Source organism: Pedobacter frigoris (assembly GCF_005116445.1).
Taxonomy (GTDB): Bacteria; Bacteroidota; Bacteroidia; order Sphingobacteriales; family Sphingobacteriaceae; genus Pedobacter; species Pedobacter frigoris.
Genome location: NZ_SWBQ01000006.1, coordinates 139556 through 164803, shown reverse-complemented (window position 1 = coordinate 164803; position 25248 = coordinate 139556). Strand labels below are relative to the sequence as shown.

Below are 25248 nucleotides of genomic sequence, written 5' to 3'. Positions count from 1 at the left end.
TTTAAAGTCATAACAGTTATCGGGGAATATGGTTTCGCAGTGTTTTTTACTTGCCTATATAGAAAGTCTGACTAAAAGCTCCATTTACTGCAGTATCCCAGGCTTCTACGCGCAGCCACTTACAGCCTTTTAGTTTCTTTTTAAATTCAAAAACCTGATCTCCAAAAGCCCTGGTATTTGTCAGGTCTACTCTGTCCCTATACACTTTATTGCCATCTCCGGAGATCACTTCAATAAAGTTCATTGGAAATGTCCACTTCAAATGCATTTTTATATTTACATTGCCTGCAGCATCCAGCTTTATGGTTTCACCAGACGTTTTTCCGTTGACAGTCAGCATCGGTATCAAAACTTCACCAGTCGAGGTAAAAAATTTGCCCTTCTGCATAGCTTCTACTATCGGATTCCAGCCTTCCTCATATTTCGGCAGCTTGTCCAGCATCATGTAATTCACATTCAGGTGGGCATACATTTCGTTTTCAGGAGTAATGGTAAATAAATCTGCTTCTGCAATGATTGTTTTCTTCTCACCCCAGTTGTTCATATCGTCCAGCAGATCAAGCACCCTTTTTCCCAACCTAGGCTCTGAAAGATCGGCCGGCATGGCCTTCCATGCAGCACCCATAAACCGGTCTGATTTAAAAAAAGCCTCATCCTTATATACATCAGGCGCATTTACCGAACCTTTGGTACGGGCATGAGCAGTCCAGGCCAAACCACCTTCCATTTCCAGCAGTTTTAGCATATCGTCTTTATCCCCGATGTGGTATATCCTTCCATACACCGGGTGTTCCTCATACAGTGGCTGTCCCTGCTTACGTTGCATAATCCAGTAAACTTGCTTAGGGAAAAACTGCAGCCAATGCCCGCCAAAAAATTCATTTGGTTCTTCGCCAGGCAGTAATAAAAACTCATCATCGGAGTATTGCTTACACATGTCAAAAAGTGTCTTTAGCTCCAGCAATCTTAGTTCATCTGGTCCTTTGGGGTGAGCGGTGTAGTGAAATTCAGCCAAATGCACGATGTCAATCCCCGTACTCTTAAATACCTTCATGAAATCCGGAACCTCAGGCAATTCCCTGTTGGCCATTAAAACCTTCATTACTATTTCATTGTGGAAGTGGCTCGACATGGTTTTGAATCCCGGCAACTTTGCATAAGCGTCATTGTTTGTAAATTTCTTTACCTCGGTAAAAGCAGCTTCACCCAGCTGATCACTCAGCAGGCAAAAGAAATTCATCCTTTGCTTCGTTTGTGGCGGAGCATTGAACCAGGGCACAAACCTGTTATCCCCCTTCAAGTCCTGTCTGATACCAATTCCATACCCATCAAGCATTTTTCTATATTTAGTACCATGCCATGTGAATTTCAGATTAAAGGCCTCATCCAGCGGGTAGAAATATTGGTGCGGAGCAGGGAAAATGGCCAGTGTACCAGACCCATTGCTGGCTGCAATTGTACGGTACTTCACCGCTAGGTTCACCGCAGTGTCTGTCTTATTTACCGGAGCATCAATTATTTTCCCTTCTGTCGTTATAGACGAGATCGTTTTCCAGGCATTCTTAGTATCCATCAAACCGGCATCGTAAACAATTGCCGTAGCATCTTCCTTCGTGCTCATCACCGCAGCCACATTGAACAGCGGACTACCGTTATAGAAAGTAACTTCCAGATTACCGGCAAAACGATCTGCGCTCAGGGATGAAACCGTTACTACGGTTCTGCTCCCGATACTGCTTACCGAGAAACTATTCTTTTTCAGTTCAATGGGGTAATTCTTGTAAGGCTTCAAAGGAACCTTATCAAAAAAGATCATCCATCCATTTTGCGACATTAAATCTCTTTTTCCAATACTCAATAAAAATGCTGGATCTAATTCTGTGGCAACTACATTTGAGTTTAGTTGAATGCGCTTAAATAAGGGTTCATCTTTTCGCATGTTGAACTCGATTTTACCCTTACTATTCGCGCCGGTAGGCCAGGTGATCTCCAGAATATCCTTGTCAACTTTTAGAGAAGCTTCATTCTTTTTGTTGAATTTTTCAGTATTTACTTTAGTCTGCGCAGCTACTAAACCAGCGTGTAGTAAAAAAATAAAAAGTATCAGTTTGGGATTCATACATATTTGGTTTGATCCCCTAACATACAATTTTTTTCTTATCATTCAACCCCACGCACCCTCATTGGGACGATATAAATCGTTTTACCTGAAGTTATGAAAAGTTGCTTCCGGTCCTTACCAACAAAACAAACATTGCCTGTCCAGCCCTTCAACGGAACATGAGCAAGCTGTAAACCCTCTTTGTTGAACACCGTTACCCCGTTGCCGGTAATATAAATGTTACCTTCTTCATCCAGCGTCATCCCATCCGATCCTTTTTCAAACATCAGCTTTTTGTTACCCAGCTTACCCTCAGCCATAATCTCATACCGGTATGTTTTCCGGGCACCCAAATCCGATACATATAAATACTTTCCATCAGGAGTACCTACAATGCCATTAGGTTGTTTCAGGTCATCAAGTGCCAGCGTCAACTGCTTCTTTTTGCCTGCTGGCAGATAGTACACGTTCTGCTTTTCCAGTTCAGGCTGCTTTCTGGTCCAGTAATCCCGTTGATAATAGGGATCAGTAAAATAAATACCGCCCTTTTTATCTACCCACAGGTCATTTGGCCCGTTCAGCTGCTTACCATCGAGATCTTTTATTAATACTTTGATTTTACCATTTTTGTCAATAGACCACAACTGGTTTTGCTCATCAGCACAAACCAGCAGATTACCCGAACGGTCAAAATGCAAACCATTGGCTCTGCCTGATTTATCCATAAAGATTGAAAGTTTACCATCAAGCCCGTATTTCCAGATTTTATCATTAGGCTGATCCGTGAAAAATACCTCCCCCTTCTTATTCACAGCCGGCCCCTCGGTAAAAGAAAACTGATCTGAAATTAACCTGAGGCTATCTGGATTAAATAATTGAGCCTTACTGATTGTACTGCCTATACTCAAGGTAAACAGTGTGATAAAAAAGCTTCTGAACATCATATCATTAAAGATATGATTTATTTTGATTTCCTCTACCCATCTTCATTAGGCGAATTCATCCGGAAGAGAATTCAAAATAAAAAAAGCCCCCTCCGAACAATTGTCAGAGGGGGCTTTCATTATTTTAATTAGCTATTATGCTGTTGCCAGCTTAGCTATATTTCTATATGGAAACTCGCTGAAGATATGACGACGTGCGAACCTTCCGGGCGAATCAGCATTTACCAGTTTTACATAAACTGCTTTTGGTACACCGAAGTATTCGTAAGCACTTCCGTCAAGGAAATGTACAGTTAATACCAATCCCGCCCAGTTGTAATCTGCAATACCACAAGTTCCTGTAGTTTGGTCATACTCTTCTTTGGAAATTGCAAGTGTTTCAGGCGCGATACTCACCAAAAAGTGGTAGGCCTCTATGATCTCTTTACTTTTAGTCTCTGCTTCCAGCTTTGCTTCTTCGCTATCCTGAAACTTATCAGGGTGCCAGTCTTTCATTAAATTCCTGTAAATGGTCTTCAATTCTTTTAATTCGGCATCCTTCTGTACACCCAATAACTTTCTGTAATCTACTATCTTCTTCATAAAATTTGCGCAAAGGTACAGCAAATCTTTATGTAATCATATTATTTTCAATTAATTATAAAAGCGACAGGTTTTCACCTGCCGCTTTATCCCTAACCCATCCAATCTATCTTATTTTGCTATACCAGCCAGTTGATCTGCCGGTAAAGACGGAGAACCCTGACGATTTGTTTTTAGACTTACGAAATCTCCGAACTTAATATTCTTCATGTTGCTGGCCAGTAGTGTATGTTCATTTGCAGAACCGCTCATTTTCAACTTCGCATCATCATTCACCACGGTATATAAGCTACCTGTAATTGCACTTACTTTTGCTTTTGCGCTCTGACTCAGAAAAACCTGAAGGTATTTTACATCAAAGTTATTGCTGGTCACCACTACCGAGCTTCCTGCAGCTTCTATCCTTTGCAGGTCTTTTACCGAAACCTTAATGGTTACTTGTCCATCAGCCATGGAATTGACATACAAAGTCTGCCCTTTACTGGTCACAAATGTTTTGTCTGCATTAAAATTCTCATCTACAAACACGCCTTCATTTTCACTCTGCGTCAGGATGATCTTTACATTTCCGCCAACCCAGATCTTGTTAAAGTTATTTTTTATCGTTTCAATCTTTATGGTGTTAGCAGCTAAAGATGTCATTGCTGAAGAAGTTAAAAGTACTGCTGCGAATACTGTGTAGAATAATGTTTTTGTTAAAGTTTTCATGATATAATATTTTAAAGTTTTCTTATTGTTTGTTATTAAGACGACCTCGGGCGACAAACGTTTCAGCTATTTTCGTCGTATTATACCAGCTTTGAACACTTCACGACCAACGCCTGAAATTATTCGACCAACTCCCTGTAATTTTTTTTCATCTAAAAAAACAGACTGCCATAGGGTTGTCAGTGGCGGTAGTTTTCTTTGCATAAGAAATCATAGTTAACCTTAAAAAACATATCATGGAAACTCAAAACAACCACACAGAAACACTTTCAGCTCCTTTATTCATTTCTCCGGCCGATTTATTAAACCAATGGCTGGGACATCGTCGACTAACAAAACGTGTCATAGAAGCTTTTCCTGAAGACAAATTCTTTGATTACAGCATTGGAGGAATGCGAACTTTTGCTGATATGATGAAGGAAATCCTGGATATCTCGGGACCAGGTATAAAAGGGATCGCTACCGACGAATGGCCAGCGGGCAGTAATTGGGACCACAACGCAAAAGCTGTAGCATCCAGCAAGACAGAATTCCTTGCACTGTGGGATCAGGCAACTGAACAGATCATCGCTTATTGGCCACAGATCAGCGAAGAACGCTTTCAGGAAAATGTACTTGCATTTGGTATGTACGATGGTCAGGCTTTTTCTACGATTCTATATTTTATAGACAACGAAATTCACCACCGTGCTCAGGGAACTGTTTATTTGAGAAGTCTGGGCATAGAGCCACCGGCATTCTGGAACAGGGACTAGACCTTATAGTATCGGGATTGGACGTTATGGTATGTAGATCTTTAATATACCAATCGTCATCCCGAGGAACCGAGGGATCTCTTGATTATCACAATCAAGAGATCTCTCCTATCCTCGAGATGACGAGATATTCCTTAGGATGACGGCAAGAATAATTGACTTTTCGGACAGCCTTAGGTATGTTTCGAATATCAATCAATTTACATCTGAGCAATCAACTATAACTCCGGCGCGTTGTACAACTGAATAGCTGAAATCACCGGACAAGCATTAGCCTCCAGTATCTTCACACGGATTTTACTTGTTTTAACCGTCGGAAATGACAATATACGTTTATAACCAATAGTGGTCTGTTTATCAATCTGCTCATAATCTTTTCCGTTCCAGTACTCCACCGAAAAAGATTTGACCCGCTGTCCTAATGCAATGTATTCCTGCAAAAGAATGCGGTTCAACGCTGTTTGCTTACCAAGATCAATAACCAATGATGCACTTTTAACACCGTCTTTAGCCGCCCAATAAGTATTGGCATTACCATCTGTCAGATTTTGAGCTGAAAACTGTTTGGAAGTGCCTCTTAAATCAGAGGCAGTAACTTTCTTTCCCTTCGCCAGATCGGTTTTAAAAGAAGCGTCGATTACTCGTTTAAACTCCATCAGGCGGGTCGAATCATTTGGATGAATCAATCCGTCGCGGTTTACCGGCACGTTTAAAAGCAGGTTACTATTACGTCCTATTGAAGTGTTATAAATAGACACCAACTGCTCAACGGATTTAACTTTATCGTCAGTAGCTGCACTATAAAACCAACCCGGTCTGATTGACACATCTACTTCCGCAGGAATCCAGTGTTCACCATTTTCATTACCTGTATTCAACACGTCAGTGGAAGGAGCCTCGGCACCTACACCAAAACCAGTTGTATTTAAAGTAGACCAGTTGGTTTCTCCTGCAACACCTCTTTCATTGCCCATCCACCTTGCACCCGGGCCTATATCACTGAATATAACAGCCTGAGGCTGGTTTTTATACACTGCTGTATAGAATTTCTTCCAGTCATAAGGCTGCTTCTTATCGCCGCCATTTGCCCCATCAAACCATTGTTCGAAAACCGGACCATAGCTGCTCAAAACTTCATTCAGGGTACTGGCAAATACGTCATTGTATTTTGGTGTACCATAATCAGGATGGTTACGGTCCCATGGAGAAAGGTATACGCCAAACTTCAACCCATACTCCTTACAAGCGGCCGAAAGTTCCTTTAAAACATCTCCTTTACCATCTTTCCAGGCACTTTCTCTCACTGTATGCGTGCTGAATTTACTTGGCCATAAACAAAATCCATCATGGTGTTTTGCTGTGATAATAATCGCTTTCATCCCGGCAGCTTTGGCGGTACGCACCCACTGCCTGGCATCTAGTTTCTTAGGGTTAAAAATTTTAGGATCTTCATCGCCATGTCCCCACTCCTTATCGGTAAATGTATTTGGACCAAAATGGATGAACATATAATATTCCATATCCTGCCAGGCCAGCTGGTGTTTTGTTGGCAATGCCCCGTAAGGTGCAGGCGCTTGCTGCGCAAAGGCAGCAGTAGTACCCATCAAAGAGAGCATGATTGTAGTCGTAATTTTTTGTATTGGCTTCATAACGTTTGATTGATCATACTGATAACTAAAAATGCAACATAACGGGTATTAATAATTGTATGAATTTGCCATTAAATTAAATGATTTTGGCATGATTTCAAACAAAAGCCGGAATAGCTAAAACTTATCAATCCACAAAGTGTTTTTAAACATAAAATATGGCAGCAGTTATGGATAACTATAAACAAACCGACACGATGGAATTACATGAAACTAATCTGAAATTAAGATCTGGTAAATTTTCAATAGAAAAGCATCATTATGAAAATATAGGACTAACAGAACGAATGGTATCTATGTTTCTGAGTGGTATTTTGATCAGCAGAGGTATTAAAAGACCTTTCAAAGGACAGTTTCTGTACGGCACTTACCTGGCCTATAGAGCTTTTACAGGTCGATGTTTGTTATATGAAAGATTGGGGATCGATGCCAGCAAACCAAGGGCTATAAACGTACGCGGTGAATTTGAAATAGACAAACCAGCGGCAGAGGTTTATGCTTACTGGCGAAACCTAAATAACCTGCCGGGAAGCATCAAACATCTTTTGGATGTTAAAATTAAAGACAACCAGCTTTCACACTGGAAAGCAAATGTAATGGGAAACCTGTTTTCTATTGATTGGGATGCTGAGATTGTAAAAGATGAGCCGGGACGCCTGATAGGATGGAAATCTATTCAGGGTTCATTGATTCATCATGTGGGCAGGGTACAATTTGAAGAAAGCCCGGACGGAAGAGGTACTAATTTAAAAATTGTACTGTCTTACCACCCGCCTATCGGGGGTATTGGTATCGGACTAGCTCAATTGTTAAATCCTTTTTTTGAAAGCCTGCTGAAAAAAGAAATCAAAAGCTTCAAACATCGTATTGAGGGGACTTAAGCCATCCCCATTTTAGCAAAGATCACCAGGATCAATGCCAGCGCATAAAAGGCGATGATTGCGATAGTTAAAATGCCCCAGAATTTAAAGAAAGACTTCATTTTGCTCATCGCAACCACGAGACTCTCCTGCTCTGCAAAAAGCACAGCATTTTTTGCAGCGGTTGAATATTTAAAAAGCATTAAACTCGGGTAAAAATAAAGCAGTGCGCTAAGTAAACAGAATATAGTTAATACAGTGCTTCCCATTGCCGCAAACTGCGCACCTCCGGGAGTCTGGTTCAAAGCGGTTTCGAAAGCGGAAGCACTAAACGCCAGCATAATTAGCCATCCGGCCACAACAAAACCTACAACAGACAGAAACTTTGCCCACTTTGCAGTTTCGTAAATGTAACTGCGAATATCTTCTGTAACGATTAGTTCTTCAACTTCCTTGTTCTTGTCCGATGCTGTTTCATTAAAATCATCCATATTTCTGTTATATTATATTTAGGGGCTTTTCGCTGTGCTAAACATAAAGAATATTTTTAAAAAATTGATACCTTTGCGCCAAATCAAGAAAAAAATCATACATGGCATTACAATGTGGTATAGTAGGTTTACCAAATGTTGGAAAATCTACCTTATTTAACTGTTTATCAAACGCAAAAGCTCAGGCAGCTAACTTTCCTTTCTGTACGATAGAACCAAATATTGGTGTAATCACTGTTCCGGACGACAGACTGACTAAACTGGAAGAGTTGGTTAAACCAAACCGTGTAGTGCCCAATACGATTGAAATCGTAGACATTGCAGGTCTGGTTAAAGGTGCCTCTAAAGGTGAAGGTCTGGGAAATCAGTTCCTTGGAAATATCAGGGCCACCAATGCAATCATCCATGTTTTGCGTTGCTTCGATGACGGAAATGTTATCCACGTCGATGGTTCTGTTGACCCGATCCGTGACAAAGAAATCATCGATACAGAACTACAGCTTAAAGATTTGGATACCGTTACAAAACGTATTCAGAAAGTTGAGAAAATGGCTAAAACTGATAAGGATGCCAAAAGAACTTTTGATGTCCTAAGTGTGATCAAAACCCATATAGAATCAGGCAAATCCGTACGTTCAGCCGCTGTTGAAGCCGATGATTTTGAATTTATCCAGGATTTAGGCTTACTTACCCAGAAACCGGTAATGTACGTATGTAACGTAGATGAAGGTTCTGTAATCGATGGAAACGCTTATGTTGACCGCGTAAAAGAAGCTGTTAAAGATGAGAACGCTGAAGTATTGGTGATCTCTGCTAAAATAGAATCAGAAATTGCTGAGATGGATAGCTATGAAGACCGTCAGGAATTCCTTGCTGATCTGGGCTTAACTGAATCTGGTGTAAATAAACTGATCGTTGCAGCTTACAGGCTACTTGACCTGTATACTTATTTCACTGCAGGTGTGCAGGAAGTAAGGGCATGGACAATTACCAAAGGCTTCACTGCTCCTCAGGCTGCCGGTGTAATTCATACCGACTTTGAAAAAGGCTTTATCCGCGCAGAGGTAATCAAATATACTGACTTTGTAACCCTTGGATCTGAGGCTGCATGTAAAGATGCGGGTAAACTTGGCGTGGAAGGAAAAACTTATGTTGTGGAAGATGGTGACATCATGCACTTCCGTTTCAACGTTTAAAAAACTATAAACAAAAAGCTCCCGGTCAAACAACCGGGAGCTTTTTGTTTAAGAACATACTAGTAAGTATGGGCGACGTATTCGTTATCTACTGTTCCGTCTTCATACAAAGTGAGCATTGCATACCCCGGAGGCGTTTCTAAATAATAACCCGGCCCGGCAGACTCCGCATCACCCTTACCCCACCAGAAACCGCTCATAGCGCCGTTGCAGCAATACAAAACATCATTATAATGGGTGTTATCTGATAAGTGGTTATGGCCGCTCAGACAAACCCTCACCTTATCTTTATGTTTGTAAAACAGGTCTTTTAGTTTTTTACTGTCAGAATGACCTCCACCAACGAGAACCTGAGTAGTTCCTAAAATTGGATAATGCGACATCAATAACGTTGGTGTAGAAGCCGGTAATTTATCCAGTTCTTTCTCCAGCCATTCGTACTGCTCTTTGTCTAATGAGATATTGCCATTGTTCCCGTCAAGTACAATGAAATGCCAGTTCTTCTTTGTAAAACTGTAGTATCTGTTAGGAATTTTCAGACGCTTAACCACATAGCTTTTCCCATACATTTCGTGGTCTTTTGAGGGAGCTTTCCACCATGAATCGTGGTTCCCAATACAACTATGCACTTCGTATTTATTCAGTGTTTTTAAGCAATCGTCCCAAATACTCCACTGCTTAATTACCTGATCATATACAACATTGTCGTAAGACGCATCACCAATAGAGTCACCACCATTCAAAAAGAAATCAGGCTTATGCTTAGCGACAATATGCTTTAAACATTTTTTAAACCGTTCAGGGGCATTTTCCCCTTCCCCTATGTGTACATCGGTTATATGCGCAACTGTGAGCGCGACCTTCTTCTTTTTAGCACCCTGATTTTCCGGTACTGCTGCCAAAGAAGGCAGAGTACCAGACACCATTGCTCCTGCAGCTAACCCGACTGCCTTAAGTAAAGATCTTCTTTTAATATTTGTCTTTTCCATTGAAATACTGCTTTAAAATTACCAGCCAAAAATCTGCTTAAGTGCAGGATTCAATACCACCTGCTGTTGTGGAATAGGACGATAATAATACTTTGGTTCTTCAAACTTACGGGTAACAGACTCTGTTACTATTGCTCCGCCAGAAGCCCCGTTCTTTAAAAACACAGTAGCATCCGATCCAATAGCACCTGTCCGATAATATACCAGTGTTACGCCCAAAGAGTTTTTTTCCTTTTGTGCTTCCGATGGGATCGTAAGACTCCTGTCTATCAGGATAATGTCCTCAATTCCGTCACCCGTTACATCATACTTGCCCAGACCTGGAAAATACATACCTTCAGGACTTTTGATCAGTAATTTCCCGGCTTTCCAGCGCATTAGATCGTCATATCTTGAATTTTCAAATGCAAACTCAACCCTGCGCTCTCTCCTGATCTCGATGATCACACCTTTATTTGATTCGATATTGTCAAACTGCTGTTGCAGCACAGGATCAGGATTTGCATTTGCAAGAGCCAGATTAAGGTCTGGCAGACCTGCCCGCTTTCTCAGCAGATTAACAGACGCATCCAATTGTGTCTGATTTAAGGTCCCAAGTTCAGCAAGGGCTTCTGCATAGCTCAACAACACCTCAGCATAGCGATACACCGGAAAGTCTACACTATTCAGAATGATATTATCAGTACTATTCACATATCCTTTTAATTGGTGATAACCGGTAAAGTTTTTATTAAGCCTTTGCAAATAAGGCTTTGCATCAGGAACCCTTATCCACCCCGGATAAACCAAAGTTTGTGACAAACGAGGGTCGCGGTTTTCAAATTCCTTTACGAAGTCAAATTTATCATAACCAGGAAGATCTGTAAAGCGGGTACCATCTTTCATCAGATAAGTCTGAACAAGGTCTCTGGCCGGTGCCTGCTCATAATCACCAAACACGACGCCATTTACATTCTGAGATCTGTTCTTAGCCTGATCGAAAATATTGTTTAAGATAACTTCATTATTAGTACTCAAATCCTGACTTGAGAACAACGTTGCATAATCCTGCAGTGGCTTTCCGGTATTATAAATAGAGAATTTCTTTGCCGTAATCACTTCTCCGCTTACCCTGGCAGCAGTCTCCAGAAATGCATTTGCTGTAGCCTTTAAATTAAGTTCATTATGGTATTTCCGGAAGGCACCCTCATAAAGCGCTGCCCGGATGTATAAAACAGCGGCAGACCATTTGCCGGGAGTTCCGACAGGTACACTTTCCTTTACATTTTTGTAGGCGAAATCCAGATCAGCCATAATGCTATCCATAACTAATGCACGCGAATCACGTGGTTTAAACAATTCCTTATCATCCGGATTTAATGTCCCGGAATACCATGGAACATCAGAAAAGCGCTTTACTTTATCCAAATAAAACTCTGCACGGTAATACTTCGCCAGGCCTACATAATGCTTTTTAACATCTGAACTGATGTTTGCCTTATTGTAATTTTCCAGAAAGTAATTGATATTACGAAGCCTTGTCCAGCTCCATCCCGATGTGATATTCTGTGCACTGGTATTGCCCCCCATTACGTTTTTTACCTCAACTGATGCAGTAGTAGCGACGTTATCACTACTTTGATCGTTTAGGTAGCTATTTCTGTCAGGCAGCGACAACAGGCCATTTACGTACAACGCAAGATCTTCTTCCGTTTTAAAGAAAAGGTCTGGCGAAATAGAAGTTTGCGGGAAACGACTCAATTCACCTTTTTTACAGGCCCCGATTGCAATCGCAGCTATCGTGAGCAGTATATATATATTCTTCTTCATGACTATTTTTTAAATTGTAAAACTCAGATGATTAAAAGTCCAGATTTAACCCAATTGCATATTTTCTCTGGAAAGGATATGCCCAGGCACTGGAACCCTGATTTACTGCCTCGGGATCTATGTATTTCTTGATGGTAGAAAACTCGTAAAGATTTTCTCCTGATACGAATACACGCAGGCGGCTGATGTTGACACGCTTTGTCAATTTAGCCGGAAGGGTATATCCTAATGCAATGTTTTTAACTCTTAAATAGGCACCGTTCAACAGGTATTGGGTTTGCGGAATGTCCAAACCTGCACCATAATTGGCATCTGCCAGCCATGACTGTAACACAGGATAATAAGAATTAGGATTTGCATCAGCCAGTCCTGCGGCGATATACGAAGCAGAATGTTTTGCCCTTTGCTCCGGAGAGTCAGCAGCTGCTCTGTAATAGTCCAGGTTCCACGGATACACGTTGGCATAAGGCTGCTGATACGGACCCCAGAATAAGTAGTGATGCGGATAAAAATCTCTTTTCAATACACCCTGAAGGAATACAGAAAGGTCAAAACCATTCCAGTCCATATTCAGGTTAGCACCGATGCTATAGCGGTCAGTACTGTTACCAATAACCTTAAGGTCCTTAGGATTATCTGAACTTAATCCCCGCTCTATCTTTTTATTTCCATCAAGATCTTTGTATTTTGGCCAACCGTTTATGATATCCAGCGCACCCCATGGTATAAGGCTTGATTCATCTAAGGCATCTATTTCTGCCTTACTCTTGAACAATCCATCATTTTCCAGTCCCCAGATTTCTCCGAGCGTTTGTTTTACGCGATATGAGGAGAACAAGTTTTGTTCATTTTTATATTTGGTGATCTTTGAGCGGGAATCAGAGAGAAATATCTTCGTCTGAAAATTAAATGGTTTAGACCCAATGTCAAACCTGTCTTTATAGGTCACCGACAATTCCCATCCCCTGGTTCTAAGGTCTGCAGCATTTTGAGCAGGTACAGTAGTCCCCAGTACTCCCGGCAATTCTTGTCCGCCAGTCAGCATACCTTTTGTATCGCGGATAAAATAATCGAAAGCGATCTGGAATTTATCATTTAGCAAACCAATATCAGTACCCATATTGAGTGTTGACACTTTTTCCCAGGTATAGGTTTCCGGATTGATGAACAATTGTGGCGCGCCGGTGATGATCTGACGCTGAGCTCCATCTATTAAATAACTTGAAGGACCAGCCGGTAATGTTTGAATATAGGCGAAATTTCCTACGTTCTGGTTACCCAGATCACCATAGGAAGCTCTTAACTTGAAGGTTGAAAGCACAGGTGCAAGTGGTTTAAAGAACTCCTCTGAACTTGCTATCCAGGCTAATGACGCCGATGGAAAAAAGCCCCATCTCCTTTCTGTAGGAAAACGAGATGAGCCATCATAACGTCCTGTACCTTCTAAAATATAACGATTTTTATAGGTGTAGTTTAACCTGCTGAATACACTGTTGGTTGCGTACGACTGGTAAGATGTACCTATTTTCGCTTCTCCCGTAGTTAATCCCAGATAAGGTAGTGAAGATGAAATCAACACATCCCTTTGCGCATTTACAGTTGAATAATTATAATTTTCACTATTAAATCCGACCATCGCGCTTAGAGAATGGTCTCCCAAAGTCTTTTTGTACGTAGTATACAAGTTGAAAGCATTATTATATAGATAACCATTGCTTTCACTTACGTAGCCGTTACCGCCCTCTTCCCTGATATCTCCAGGGCCGTATCCTATTTTGTACTTTTTCGAGTCATTGTGATACTTCCACAATTCACGTTTAAAAGAAGCATCACCGTTTACCTGAAGGTCTCCATTAAGAAAAGTAGCTACAGCACCCGTGATATTATGAAAGCCGAACATGTTCTGAAGATTGCCACCACCATCTACCAATCGAGCTGCAAGCCTGCCTGCATCCGTATTTGCCCAGGATCCATCAGGATTCTTAGCAACGTCAGTTGGTCTCAGGTAATAAAGATCGGTTATACTGGTATTGGGCAGCGACCTTTTAGTTTCATAAATATTAAGGTTATTGTCTACCTTAAGCCAGCTCAAAGGAGAAAAGCCCACTCTTGACCGCAGTCCGTATCTGTCCCAGAAATCAGGAGCAAGCTTATTCAACCCATTTTCTTTTGCGTAATCCGCAGAGAGATAATAGGTAAGCGGGGTATTGTTTAACAAAGCACCTCCTGACAAAGACAATGTATGGTTTTGAGATACACTTGCATCATTAAAAAAATAGCCATACCAATCATTACTCCCCATGTAAGCCCATCTTTTTGGGTCTGCAGGATCAAGCCTGGTATCCGCAATGGATGGATTATCTGATCTTTCCTTAGCCCATTTGTAATGCTCATCGGAATAGTTTACATAATCCCATGGCGTATTATCAGTCGAAGTTTCCAAAACCCTGGAGAATATATAAGGATCTGTAACTGGCTTTGGCAATACCGTAGGTTTACCCCATGACGTAAAAGCATTGTAACTAATAGTTTGTCTGCCAGATGCACCTTGTTTGGTGGTGATCAGTATCACTCCAAAAGCTGCCCTTGCTCCATAAATGGCCGCCGAAGCTGCGTCACGCAATACCGTAAACGATGAAATATCTGAAGGATTTAACCTCAACATGTCATCGTTGCTGGTCGCTGGAATTCCATCAATAACCACTAACGGCGCTCCACCATTAATAGAAGTAAAGCCGCGTATATTGATCACGGGTACTGAGCCCGGAGATCCGCCGCCGTATCTGATGTTTAATCCCGGACTGATACCCTGCAATCCCTGCATCACATTGGCAACCGGCCTGGATTCCAGTTCCTTTCCAGAAATCTGATCTATTGCTCCTGCAATATTAATTTTCTTTTTCGTTCCGAAACCAACTACAACAACTTCGTTAAGATCACCAAAGTCAGGGGTTAAGGTTACGTTTAATTGTGTTTTACCATCCAGGTTAATTTCCTGTGGCTTATAACCGATGTAGGAAAAAACAAGAATAGCCTTTGGGCTAACATTTGCCAGGGTGTAAATACCATTTGAATTTGTTGCCGTGTGCAGGGTTGTACCCTTAACACTCACGTTAACTGACGGAATTGGCCCCTTGGTATCAACGTCCGAAACTTCACCCTTTACGGTGATGTTCTGAGCAAAACCCTTTGCCGCAAAAAGCATGAGACAAATCATTAGTAGCTTTTTTTTCATAATTGAATTAAGATTAGGTTTTATTTGGTTTGGTATACAATACTGTTTAGACGGTGCTAAGTTCTAGGTACAATATTAATATTAGGTTAGAACTAAATTAATAAATTAATTGAACATACATTCAATCTATAAAAATAAATTTGTAAAATAACATTACTTTTGAGTAGTTTGGATGATTCAGAAATTTTAACATGGGTAGAAAAAGCCTTAAGGGGGCAAGACAGCTAGAAATTATAAAGATATTTTACAAGGTTGCTAAGAAGGAAGGCTATGAGAATACCTCAATCGCCAAAATAGCCAAAGTAATGGACATCAATCCGAGTCTCATTATACATTACTTTGAAACAAAAGAAGACCTTACCTATGGTTTAATCGATTATATCCTCGAACGGTATTTATTGATCTATACCATTAAAGACAAAGAGGGTGTGACGCTTTCGGATCTGCAAAAAACCATCGAAATGCTTTTCTCTAAAAAATGGAACCTGCTTTTTGATGACGGTTTATTCTACACTTTTTATGCTTTAGCATTCAGAGAAAAAAAGATCAAAGAAAAATACAAGTCGATATTAGATTCTCTCCGCTTTGCGCTTACTTCAATGATAGAACGGTGTAATGAGAAGGAGTTTACGAAAGTGGAGGACCCTAAAACCGCAGCGGATCTGATCTTTGTATTGGTAGATGGTGCTTATTTTTACCTTTCGCTGGAGAGCGATAAAAAAGCATATGCTGAAAGGTTGCATTATTATAAGAATAAGGCATACCAGATTTTAGGAATAGAGCCGCTACTGCTTACTGACCTTACGCTTGTCTCGGAAATGACGGGAAAGTGAATAAACACCGATAAACATCCACAGCAGGTTGGCTGCAGCGTTGGGCAGATCACGGGTCTCCAGTGCTGTAGCTACCAGGCACAATCCGCCAACAATATTCAAAAGCTGAAAGCTAAGTGATTCCGCCTTGATCACTTTCATGCTCAACAATAAATAACCAAGAGTACACAAAATTACTCCCAGCCAGCCTATGGTGTTAATTAAAATACTAAACATATGGTCGACTTTATAAAAGTAAAACTACGACTTTAAATATCAGGAAAGGTAGACTAAAGCAATACGCCTTTTAAAAACAGCAATGCCATAGAGAAATAGATGATTAACCCGGTTACGTCTACAAGTGTGGCAACAAAGGGCGTAGATGACACAGCAGGGTCAGCTCCCAGCTTCTTCAACAGTAAGGGAAGCATCGATCCCATCAATGTGCCCCAAAGTACAACACCCACCAGCGAACAACCTACTACAAGAGCTATCCGTGTCGGCTCTTCCAGCGACCCCGAAATGAGTTGCCAGCAAATGATCACAGAAAAACTCAGCAGACATAAAGTAGTTCCCAGGAAAATACCCGAAAAAATCTCCCTCCGCATTACCCGCCACCAATCTTTAATCGTGATTTCGCCCAATGCCATGGCCTGAATAATCAGCGTCGCAGCTTGAGAACCACTATTCCCGCCGCTCGAAATGATCAATGGGATGAACGTAGCCAGGATCACTACTTTTTCTATCTGGCTTTCAAAATTGGACATGGCGAAAATAGTCAGCAGCTCCCCAAAGAAAAGTACGATCAGCCATACCACACGTTTCTTATACAGTTCAAAAACCGGCACATCAAGATAGGGCTCATCCAGCGCCTGGGTACCCCCTATCTTATGAATATCTTCGGTATATTCTTCGTTGGCAATCCATAGAATGTCATCTACCGTTACTATACCTAACAGCACATTATTATCATCTACTACAGGCAGCGCTACCCTGTTGTTCATCCTGAACACATTGATGGCCTCTTCCTGAGGGTCGGCTACTTTGAGCGAGATCAAACGGTGGTCGGTTAGTTCTCCAATCTTTGCATCAGGATCTGCCAGGAGGATTTCCCTGATCCTGATGTCATCCAGCAAGACTCCTTCTTTATCAATCACATAGATCACATCGATGGTTTCGGAGTTTTTCCCATACCTTCTGATGTGAGAAAGTACTCGTGTTACCGTCCAGTCTTTTTTTACGGCAACATAGTCAGGTGTCATCAACCTGCCCACACTGTCTTCCTGATAACCCAATAATGATAATGCCTCCACCCTGTCTTTGGCCGGCAAAAGAATGATCAGCTTTTTAACGGCATCCCCCTTCAGTTCACTGAACAATGAAGTACGGTCATCGGGAGGAAGCAGGTTGATCAGTTCGGCAAGCTTATTTCCTGAAAGTTTCTTGATGATTCGCTCTTGGGTAGGAAAATCCAGAATCCTGAATACGTTAACTGCCCTTTTTACAGAAAGTGTATCGATGAATTTAACGGCGTGTTGGGGAAGTTCGTCTATCAGATGCTCTACGTCTGAGATATTCAGATCGTCGAGATAAGCTTTTAATTGCGCATCATCTTCAAGCTCTAATAGCTTTTCGATTTCTTCAACAACCATTTCTTCCATATGCCGGGGGATTTCTTTACATGACCTTATTGCCTTATTCCTGCAAAAATGCCTTTTTATTTTTAAAAAACTGGGCATTTAAATAGAATATTATCGTTTTTTTTAACTGTTCTACTTTATAAATTCCATACGGTTTTATTATCCAGATTTGTTTCCTATTTTTGCATGCGCTCGAAAAACAATTGTCTCCGTAGTTCAATGGATAGAATTTTGGTTTCCGGTACCAACGATATGAGTTCGAATCTCGTCGGGGACACATAAAACAGTCAGGTCTTTATCAGATCTGACTGTTTTTTTATAAACTTCTGATTTTCCTAAAGACGGCTTATGGATTGTAAAATGGGAAGGATTGAAAAAGCATTATAACACCTGGAATAATAATCTAATTGTACATGGCTCATTTAATAGATTTTATCCCTGATTACCATAAAATATTTTTTGTCCCTCAGTTCCTTTTTCACATCATATTCCGGAAACTCATCATTCAAACTTTTTAGCATCAGTATATAAAAATCATCCTGATGATGATAAGGAACTACTAGTTTATAACAATATTTCCTCTTTAGTTTCTCAGGCTCACGTACCTCAATAGCGATCTGCTTCTGATTTTCTAATCTTAAGGCAAGCGCAAAAAGCTGAGCGATCGTATGGTTGCTAACCGCAATGATTCTTCCTTTCAAAACCTCATCCCTGCTGAGGCGATACCCCATCTTGTAGCCCGATTTATAATCCCTGAAAGAATAAACGTAAGTCCGGGTAGTTGAGGGCGGAGGAGAATTTTTCCTAACCTGACCGAAACAGAAGTTCAGACACAATGCAAGCATTAAGACCAATTGTATCATTTTGTTCATATCCAAGATGAGATTTGTTGCTAGTGATTAACGAGCCTGCTCAGGTTGAATTCTTCTGTCCGGAACTCCTCTCCAGTATACTTACCATAGGCTTTGTAATGTGCTATTCCATTCTTGGTAATGAACAGCTGGTGTACATCGAGCTTGTTGATTGGCTTAGTCAGTGCTGTTTCTTCTCCAGGTTCCAGTGTAACGAAAATATAATCCTCATGACGCCGAAGGATTTTCTCGAGCAGATTGGTTGGCATAGTACCTACATAATACCCCAATGGGGCATCCCAATAAACATGACAGTAAAAATCCCGGTTTGCTTTAAATTGATTGATTACTTCTAAGCGTTGGCTCATCAACACTTTCCAATCTTCTGAAGCACATATGATCGCGAATGTAACTTCGTCCCATTTACTGGTGGTATTTGCTTTTATTAGAATATATGGTGTTGGCACCTTTGATCTTTTCATACAAATTCAGTTTGACTTGATGGCAAACCAATAAGATACAGGGATTCTTAAATACTAAACACTTCAAATATTTTGAAGTGTTTAGTAATGTATAATATTGGCTTAATACATACTTTTAATTTTATCAAATATACTTATAAGATAAAATACAAACCAAATATTTCCTATAAATTAATATTTTGTATGTTAATATTATATTTTGGTAAAAATGTCAAGATTTTTCATAGAATGCATCCTGACTCACCGGCTGGCGGCATAGTATTTAAGATCAATAATGTCATTAGGCATTGGCTTTGCATTCCATGATTTGTGAATAGCGAGTGCCGAACCTACAGCTGTGGCCTGCGCCATGTGGGCAGCAAAAACCTCGAGCCCGGGGAAGGCCCGTGCCAGGAGATTCATAAATATGGTGTTTTTACTAAATCCCCCGTCTACAAATATGCGTTTTACACCGGTGTCCTTCAATACCATTGTGGTAGAAATGTATTGCTGATGTACCAAGTCAAGTATCAGCCGATGGTACGCAATTAAATCCGAAGGATAATTTTGAAGGTCTCTTTCCGAGAAGTCCATCACCACTTCATTTTTCAGGGCGGCCACAATTGAGGGATCATAAGCGAATGTACGGTAACTGATCATATCTGTTCGAAAATGCAAAGCAATACGTTTTACCTGTTGCTCGTGAATGTACCCGGCGAACAAACGAGATGCCTTCACTGGTTTACCTTCATATTGGAGATAGCACAAACAATCATTTTTTAACTCTTCAGGTGTAAGTGGTGCCGCATTAAAAGGATTCAGACTGATACACCAGGTTCCTGTAGAAAGCAAGATAAAGGGCTCATTAAAACTCACAAGGTAAGGCACCAGGGCCGATGAGCTGTCGTGAAGGCCGGCTCCTACAGCATAGCTATTCCCTGGAAAATTAGCCGGCATTACGGTATCTGAAGGAACGATAGGCGCCAGCTTCTCCGATATCCCTTCTCTATAAACCCAATCATGGTATTTATTTTTTGTAAAATCCCATAAATTGGTATGACATCCAATGCTGGTGATATCAGAATAAGCTTTTCCTGAAATGAGGTAACTCAGGTATTGTGGCAGATGGAGTGCATACCTGATCTGTCTGAACAATTCGGGCCTTTCATATTTGATTCGGTACAACTGCATGCCTGAATTCAGGCTTCCCAAAACAGGGGAAGCAGTAAGATTAGAAAAAGCTTCTTCCCCACCATAGGTGTCGTAAAATTGCTTTTTTAGGGCTTCAGGATATGCCTTTAAGTAATTATATAGAGGTGCCAGGGCTTTCCCTTCTTCATCTATGCAGACAAAACTAGCTCCATAGGTGGCAAAGTTAATGGCCCTGACTTCAAATTCCGGATTTCTGAATACTTCACGCAGGGAATCAAAGACTGAAAGCCTTAGACTTTCCAGGTTTTCGCAAGGGTCTCCGTCCTCATCTAGCGTTTCGGTAAACCTTGCTGACCTTTCAAAAACGATCTTATAGCGTTCATCAAACAGAAACAGCTTTTTATTGGTCTTACCCACATCAAATACCGCTACTACAGGAATCTTTTTGATTTCCATTTTTATAATCCGGTAGCTACTGTTTTGTTCCCGCGATTTTTGATCAGCTCTGCTCTGATCTGATATTTTCTGAATACCTCGACTGGAGCCAAAGCAGCTCCAGCACGCAAACGTGCTTCCGCTACCAATGCCCTAAGGTCAGTTCTGAAAGCTTGTTGCAAAATTTCCTGACACCGCACCACGTCGCTTACAGCCTGCGCCTCCTGTAAGGCCTTACGATCTACCGAAAGTGCCTGCGCATAGGCAATCATGATGGCTTCAACGGATTGAAGCAGGTCTTCCAGGGGATCTTTCACGTTGTGTGATGCATCGATCATCCAAGCCACATCATCCTTATGGATCATTCCACGGGCATCCATCCCCTCCACCAGTTCATTAAAGATAAGGAACAACTGATAAGGTTTCATGCTTCCTGCTGTCAGGTCATCATCTCCATATTTCGAGTCATTGAAATGGAAACCGCCCAGTTTCCCCTCCATTAGCAACAGTGCCACAATCTGTTCAATGTTTGCATTAGGTAGGTGATGACCAAGGTCGACCAGTGTAAAGGCTTTTGGACCCAGTTTAGAGGTATACAGCAGCGACTGTCCCCAGTCTCCAACTGTAGTGGAATAGAAATTGGGTTCAAAAGCCTTATACTCCACAAAAACTTTCCAGTCGGCAGGCAATGCTGCATAAATTTCAGTCAGGCTTTCCAGTGTATTTTGAAAGGCATTTCTGAAGTTGAGCTGACCAGGGAAACAAGAACCGTCAGCCAGCCAAACCGTAAGGGCGTTGGAACCAAGTTCCACACCCTGTCTGATGACTTCAATATTGTGATTAATCGACTGTTGCCTCACTGCTTTATCTACATGCTGCAGCGAGCCAAATTTATAGCTTAGTGCCTGTCCCTGCTGATCCTGAAAGGTATTGGAGTTCATGGCGTCAAATTTTAAGCCGTTTTGAGCAGCCAATGCTTTGATACCAGCTGTATTTTCAACGGTATCCCAGGGAATATGCAATGATATTGCTCCGCTGGAGCCATTCAGCTTGTGGAGCAAACCTATGTCTTCTATTTTTTCTTCAATATTCCTGGGTTCACCACCTGATGAGAAGCGTCCGAATCTGGTGCCTCCGGTCCCCAAAGCCCAGCTTGGAATGGCAATCTGAAAATCTACCAGTTTTTGTATGATGTACTCTGCATCAGCTACTTCTGATTTCACAAAGGAAAGCCTTTGCTCATGTCTGGCGAGTAGTTCACTGTTATGCGATTCTATGTGGTAATTTTCAAGTTTCATATCTGTTTATTTTCTAACGGACAAAGGCATTGGCAACACCCCCGTCCACGTTCAATACATTACCTGTTGATTTATTCAGCAACCCCCCTGTAAAAGCAAAACAAGCATTTGCAATATCTTCCGGCAGGATCATTTCATTTAGCAAGGTACGCTTTGCATAGAAAGCGGGCAACTCTTCTACAGTAATTCCATAAGCTTTGGCCCTTCCTTCTGCCCATGCACCTTCCCAAATCTTGCTATCAGAGATCACGGCATCTGGATTTACGGTGTTCACACGGATGTGATCCGCCCCCAGTTCAGCTGCATTTAACCTACTCAAATGAAGCTGTGCCGCCTTGGCTGATCCGTAACCCGCATTATTCGGTCCGGACACCAGGGCGTTTTTACTGACAATATTCAACACATCTCCACCTATATCCTGCTTACGCATCACTTCTACCCCAGTCTGTGTCACTAAAAACTGTCCTTTCACTAAAATGTCATACAGTAAGTCCCAATCTTTCTCTGTATGTTCTTCGATCGGTTTCGAAATAGAAATTCCGGCACAGTTTACTACGATGTCTACTCCTCCAAAGGCAAGACTAGCGGCATCAAAAGCACTACGGATTTTTTCAGCGCTGGTCACATCCAGCAGTACCGAGGTATGGGCATCTCTTCCAAATTCTGTTCTAAAATCCACATCTGCTTTCTCTAGTCTGCCGGCATCATTGTCGTTGATTACTGCACAGGCGCCTTCCTGGATAAACTTTCTCGCTATAGCTTTACCAATTCCGCCCGCACTACCGGTTACCAATGCAATCTTTCCTGTGAGTGGCTTTGGCTTAGGCATTCTTTGCAGCTTTGCCTCTTCCAACAGCCAGTATTCTATATTAAACGCCTCCTGCCTAGGTAAAGAAGTATACTCAGATATGGCTTCTGCCCCTTTCATCACATTGATGGCATTGGTATAAAACTCGGAGGCTACCCGGGCAGTATGCTTGTCCTTGGAGAAAGAAAACATGCCTATGCCCGGATACAAAATGATTACCGGATTGGCGTCTCTTATTGCAGGACTGTCCGCATGTTTGCAGGTATTATAGTATTCGATATACATTTTCCTGTAGGCCTCAAATTCCGATCTTAGTCTTTCTCTAAGGGACTTTGCATCACTCAGATCTTCATCAGGTTTAAGATTCAGCACCAGCGGATTGATCTTGGTCCTTAAAAAATGATCTGGACAACTGGTTCCCAAAGGGGCCAGCCTGTCCAGATCATTGGAATTGATGAATTCCATTACCCTGGCATCATCAGTAAAATGGCCTATCATGTGGTTTTCACTAGAACAGAACCCCCTCAATACCGGGGCAATGGCTGCTGCCTGTTGCTGTCTCAAATCCTGTGACATATCTGTCAGGCGCAGGCCGCCAAATACAGGCCCTTTTTTTGCGTAATTCTGCTCCAGGTATTCAGCACATTGTTCTATAACCTCAAGGGTATTTATATAACTCTCGTATGCGGTGTCACCCCAGGTAAACAAGCCATGAGAGCCCAGCATTATTCCTTTGATGCCCGGGTTTTCATCCAGGCACTTGCGCAACATCAGTCCGAGCTCAAATCCAGGCTTTTGCCATGGTACCCAGCCAATACTTCCACCAAACAACTCCTGCGTAATCCGTTCGCCATCTTTTGCCGCAGCAATAGCAATAGCTGCGTCAGGATGCAGGTGATCTATGTGTTTAAAAGGCAGCAAACCATGCAATGGTGTATCTATGGATGGTGCTTTAGATTGCAGATCATAAATACAATGGTTAAGGAGTGCCACCATTTCATCTTCATGTGCCAATCCGCGGTATACATTTTTGAGGTCCCTTAGTCTGTCTACATACAAGGCCGCTAGCCCGTCTTTTGTTAGCGTACCGATATCTCCTCCTGAACCTTTCACCCACATTACCTCAGTCTCATCGCCAGTCAGAGGATGTCTCGTCATTGCCTTGCAGGAAGTATTTCCGCCTCCATAATTGGTGAGACGCAAATCTGCACCCAGTAAATTCGAACGGTAGATCAGCAATGCAACCTCATCGCCAGCAAATGCCGCAGCCCGTTCATCATCCCACAGATAGCTTACGTGTTTAAAATCGGTTGTCCTAGCAGTCATAAAATATTATTAATTGATGTGTTTTATTTAATCGAATTTCCATATCCCACTATAAGTACCGATAGGATAATAATTCCGATACCTGCAAGTATAGTAACAAGTGTTTTTCGCTTTACCCCGCTCCACTCCTTAAGCACCAATCCCCAGGCATTGGCGATCAGTATGATAAATGCCATGTGCAGTATCCAGGAGCTGGCCCCATTCCCCAGTTTACTCTCTCCCATTCCGTAGAAAAAAAACTGTAAAAACCAGGTAATTCCTGCCATTGCTGAGAAGATATAATTGGCCAGCAGAGGTGTCTTTTTATTGGTATAATCTCCGAAAGTCTTGTTCCGGAAATTGAGGAGCATGCACCAGATCAGGTTGGTAGTCAGGCCTCCCCATAAGATCACCACATAGGTCACATTATTCTGGAATAGGAACTCACCTGCTCCGGCATGCGTAGTTTTCCATACTTCATTGGCCTGATGGGCCATATCTTTACCCGCATCTATTCCAAAGGCAAAGCAAGCACTCAGAATACCAGATATGATAGATACCGTAAGTCCAAGGCCCAGTTTATACTCTTTATTGGAAGGATCGCCTTTACCTTCAGCAATCAGATCCTTTTCCTTCATTCCGCCGGCTTTACCACATATGATGATTCCAATTACGCAAACCACCAACCCGATCAGTACCATTTGTCCCCATGAACTGCCAACCATATCTGAAAAACTATCCTTGCCCGGTATAGGGTTAAAATTGTAATAAACTGAAGGGATCAGGGCCCCGAATACCGAGCACAGCCCCAAGATGATGGAACTACCCAGTGAAACACCGAGATAGCGTACTCCCAGACCATAAGTCAATCCGCCTATACCCCACAAAACGCCAAAGAAATAGGTAAGCAGAATGATCTTTCCATCGGTAGCGGCAATGATATCCCCGAAACCAGGAATGGTCAGGTATGCCGCAAGCGGTGGTACTATCAGCCAGGAAAAAACTCCACCCACAATCCAGTAACTCTCCCAGGACCAACCCTTCACTTTTTTATAGGGAATGTAGAAACTACCGGAAGCGAAGCCGCCAATGAAATGAAAAATGACACCCAGAATTACCTGCATTTGATTGAGCTTTATATTTGGTTAGAATAATGATTCCTAATTT

The 25248-nt window shown here is 41.7% G+C and carries 21 protein-coding genes and 1 tRNA gene; 5 read left to right on the top strand and 17 right to left on the bottom strand.

Annotated elements, in window-relative coordinates; translation table 11 throughout:
• Positions 1-46: 46 nt before the first annotated feature.
• From FA047_RS18580 to FA047_RS18565, 4 genes are all read right to left on the bottom strand, one after another.
• Entirely contained in the window at positions 47-2119 is a 2073-nt protein-coding gene (locus FA047_RS18580; protein WP_136837591.1) for a CehA/McbA family metallohydrolase domain-containing protein, read from the bottom strand.
• Between the two features lie 41 nt (positions 2120-2160).
• Positions 2161-3045 (bottom strand): SMP-30/gluconolactonase/LRE family protein, encoded by an 885-nt coding sequence (locus FA047_RS18575; protein ID WP_136837590.1) that lies wholly within the window; start codon positions 3043-3045, stop codon positions 2161-2163.
• Between the two features lie 135 nt (positions 3046-3180).
• Positions 3181-3627 carry a KTSC domain-containing protein gene (locus FA047_RS18570; RefSeq protein ID WP_136837589.1) on the bottom strand — a complete coding sequence of 149 codons (447 nt, stop codon included), beginning with the start codon at positions 3625-3627 and terminating at the stop codon, positions 3181-3183.
• A gap of 111 nt (positions 3628-3738) precedes the next feature.
• Positions 3739-4335 (bottom strand): GIN domain-containing protein, encoded by a 597-nt coding sequence (locus FA047_RS18565; protein WP_136837588.1) that lies wholly within the window; start codon positions 4333-4335, stop codon positions 3739-3741.
• A gap of 236 nt (positions 4336-4571) precedes the next feature.
• Here FA047_RS18565 and FA047_RS18560 point away from each other — a divergent pair, with 236 nt between their 5' ends.
• Positions 4572-5090 (top strand): DinB family protein, encoded by a 519-nt coding sequence (locus FA047_RS18560; RefSeq protein ID WP_136837587.1) that lies wholly within the window; start codon positions 4572-4574, stop codon positions 5088-5090.
• Between the two features lie 218 nt (positions 5091-5308).
• Here FA047_RS18560 and FA047_RS18555 read toward each other — a convergent pair whose 3' ends face one another.
• On the bottom strand, positions 5309-6739 hold the full coding sequence (locus FA047_RS18555) for an alpha-L-fucosidase (RefSeq protein ID WP_205943351.1): 1431 nt from the start codon (positions 6737-6739) through the stop codon (positions 5309-5311).
• A gap of 158 nt (positions 6740-6897) precedes the next feature.
• Between FA047_RS18555 and FA047_RS18550 the strand changes: the two genes are divergently transcribed.
• A complete protein-coding gene (locus tag FA047_RS18550; protein WP_225872787.1) occupies positions 6898-7620 on the top strand; it encodes an SRPBCC family protein in 723 nt (240 codons plus the stop codon).
• On the opposite strand, the gene FA047_RS18545 is transcribed toward FA047_RS18550, so the two are convergent.
• Positions 7617-8090: a DUF5362 family protein gene (locus FA047_RS18545; protein ID WP_136837586.1), complete on the bottom strand. Its 474-nt coding sequence runs from the start codon at positions 8088-8090 to the stop codon at positions 7617-7619. The two genes, FA047_RS18550 and FA047_RS18545, sit on opposite strands and share 4 nt — an antisense overlap.
• Positions 8091-8191: 101 nt before the next feature.
• Between FA047_RS18545 and ychF the strand changes: the two genes are divergently transcribed.
• Positions 8192-9286 carry a redox-regulated ATPase YchF gene (gene ychF / locus FA047_RS18540; RefSeq protein WP_136837585.1) on the top strand — a complete coding sequence of 365 codons (1095 nt, stop codon included), beginning with the start codon at positions 8192-8194 and terminating at the stop codon, positions 9284-9286.
• 59 nt (positions 9287-9345) lie between these two features.
• Here ychF and FA047_RS18535 read toward each other — a convergent pair whose 3' ends face one another.
• The 3 genes from FA047_RS18535 to FA047_RS18525 are packed head-to-tail and all read right to left on the bottom strand — an operon-like array spanning position 9346 to position 15319.
• Complete coding sequence (locus FA047_RS18535) at positions 9346-10275, bottom strand: metallophosphoesterase family protein (protein ID WP_205943350.1); 930 nt, start codon at positions 10273-10275, stop codon at positions 9346-9348.
• Positions 10276-10293: 18 nt separating this feature from the next.
• Complete coding sequence (locus tag FA047_RS18530; RefSeq protein WP_136837584.1) at positions 10294-12084, bottom strand: RagB/SusD family nutrient uptake outer membrane protein; 1791 nt, start codon at positions 12082-12084, stop codon at positions 10294-10296.
• A gap of 31 nt (positions 12085-12115) precedes the next feature.
• Entirely contained in the window at positions 12116-15319 is a 3204-nt protein-coding gene (locus FA047_RS18525) for a SusC/RagA family TonB-linked outer membrane protein (protein ID WP_136837583.1), read from the bottom strand.
• A 191-nt stretch (positions 15320-15510) separates the two neighbouring features.
• Here FA047_RS18525 and FA047_RS18520 point away from each other — a divergent pair, with 191 nt between their 5' ends.
• Complete coding sequence (locus tag FA047_RS18520) at positions 15511-16152, top strand: TetR family transcriptional regulator (RefSeq protein ID WP_136837582.1); 642 nt, start codon at positions 15511-15513, stop codon at positions 16150-16152.
• Here the strand turns inward: FA047_RS18520 and FA047_RS18515 are convergent.
• Both FA047_RS18515 and mgtE read right to left on the bottom strand, forming a co-directional pair.
• Positions 16105-16368, bottom strand: coding sequence for a CBU_0592 family membrane protein (locus FA047_RS18515; protein WP_136837581.1), 264 nt, complete (start codon positions 16366-16368; stop codon positions 16105-16107). The genes FA047_RS18520 and FA047_RS18515 overlap by 48 nt on opposite strands.
• A 53-nt stretch (positions 16369-16421) precedes the next feature.
• Positions 16422-17792, bottom strand: a complete 1371-nt coding sequence (mgtE, locus tag FA047_RS18510) for a magnesium transporter (RefSeq protein ID WP_136837580.1) — start codon at positions 17790-17792, stop codon at positions 16422-16424.
• 184 nt (positions 17793-17976) lie between these two features.
• Here mgtE and FA047_RS18505 point away from each other — a divergent pair.
• Positions 17977-18048: transfer RNA gene (locus FA047_RS18505), tRNA-Arg, on the top strand.
• A 145-nt stretch (positions 18049-18193) separates the two neighbouring features.
• On the opposite strand, the gene FA047_RS18500 is transcribed toward FA047_RS18505, so the two are convergent.
• The 6 genes from FA047_RS18500 to rhaT all read right to left on the bottom strand — a co-directional run bounded on the left by FA047_RS18500 (position 18194) and on the right by rhaT (position 25205).
• Positions 18194-18643, bottom strand: coding sequence for a hypothetical protein (locus tag FA047_RS18500; protein WP_136837579.1), 450 nt, complete (start codon positions 18641-18643; stop codon positions 18194-18196).
• A 20-nt stretch (positions 18644-18663) separates the two neighbouring features.
• Positions 18664-19104, bottom strand: coding sequence for a hypothetical protein (locus FA047_RS18495; RefSeq protein ID WP_136837578.1), 441 nt, complete (start codon positions 19102-19104; stop codon positions 18664-18666).
• A 240-nt stretch (positions 19105-19344) separates the two neighbouring features.
• Positions 19345-20691: an FGGY-family carbohydrate kinase gene (locus FA047_RS18490; RefSeq protein WP_394347601.1), complete on the bottom strand. Its 1347-nt coding sequence runs from the start codon at positions 20689-20691 to the stop codon at positions 19345-19347.
• 2 nt (positions 20692-20693) lie between these two features.
• Positions 20694-21968 (bottom strand): TIM barrel protein, encoded by a 1275-nt coding sequence (locus tag FA047_RS18485; RefSeq protein ID WP_136837577.1) that lies wholly within the window; start codon positions 21966-21968, stop codon positions 20694-20696.
• 13 nt (positions 21969-21981) lie between these two features.
• Positions 21982-24102, bottom strand: coding sequence for a bifunctional aldolase/short-chain dehydrogenase (locus FA047_RS18480; protein ID WP_136837576.1), 2121 nt, complete (start codon positions 24100-24102; stop codon positions 21982-21984).
• Between the two features lie 23 nt (positions 24103-24125).
• Positions 24126-25205 carry an L-rhamnose/proton symporter RhaT gene (gene rhaT / locus FA047_RS18475; protein ID WP_136837575.1) on the bottom strand — a complete coding sequence of 360 codons (1080 nt, stop codon included), beginning with the start codon at positions 25203-25205 and terminating at the stop codon, positions 24126-24128.
• Between the last annotated feature and the right edge of the window lie 43 nt (positions 25206-25248).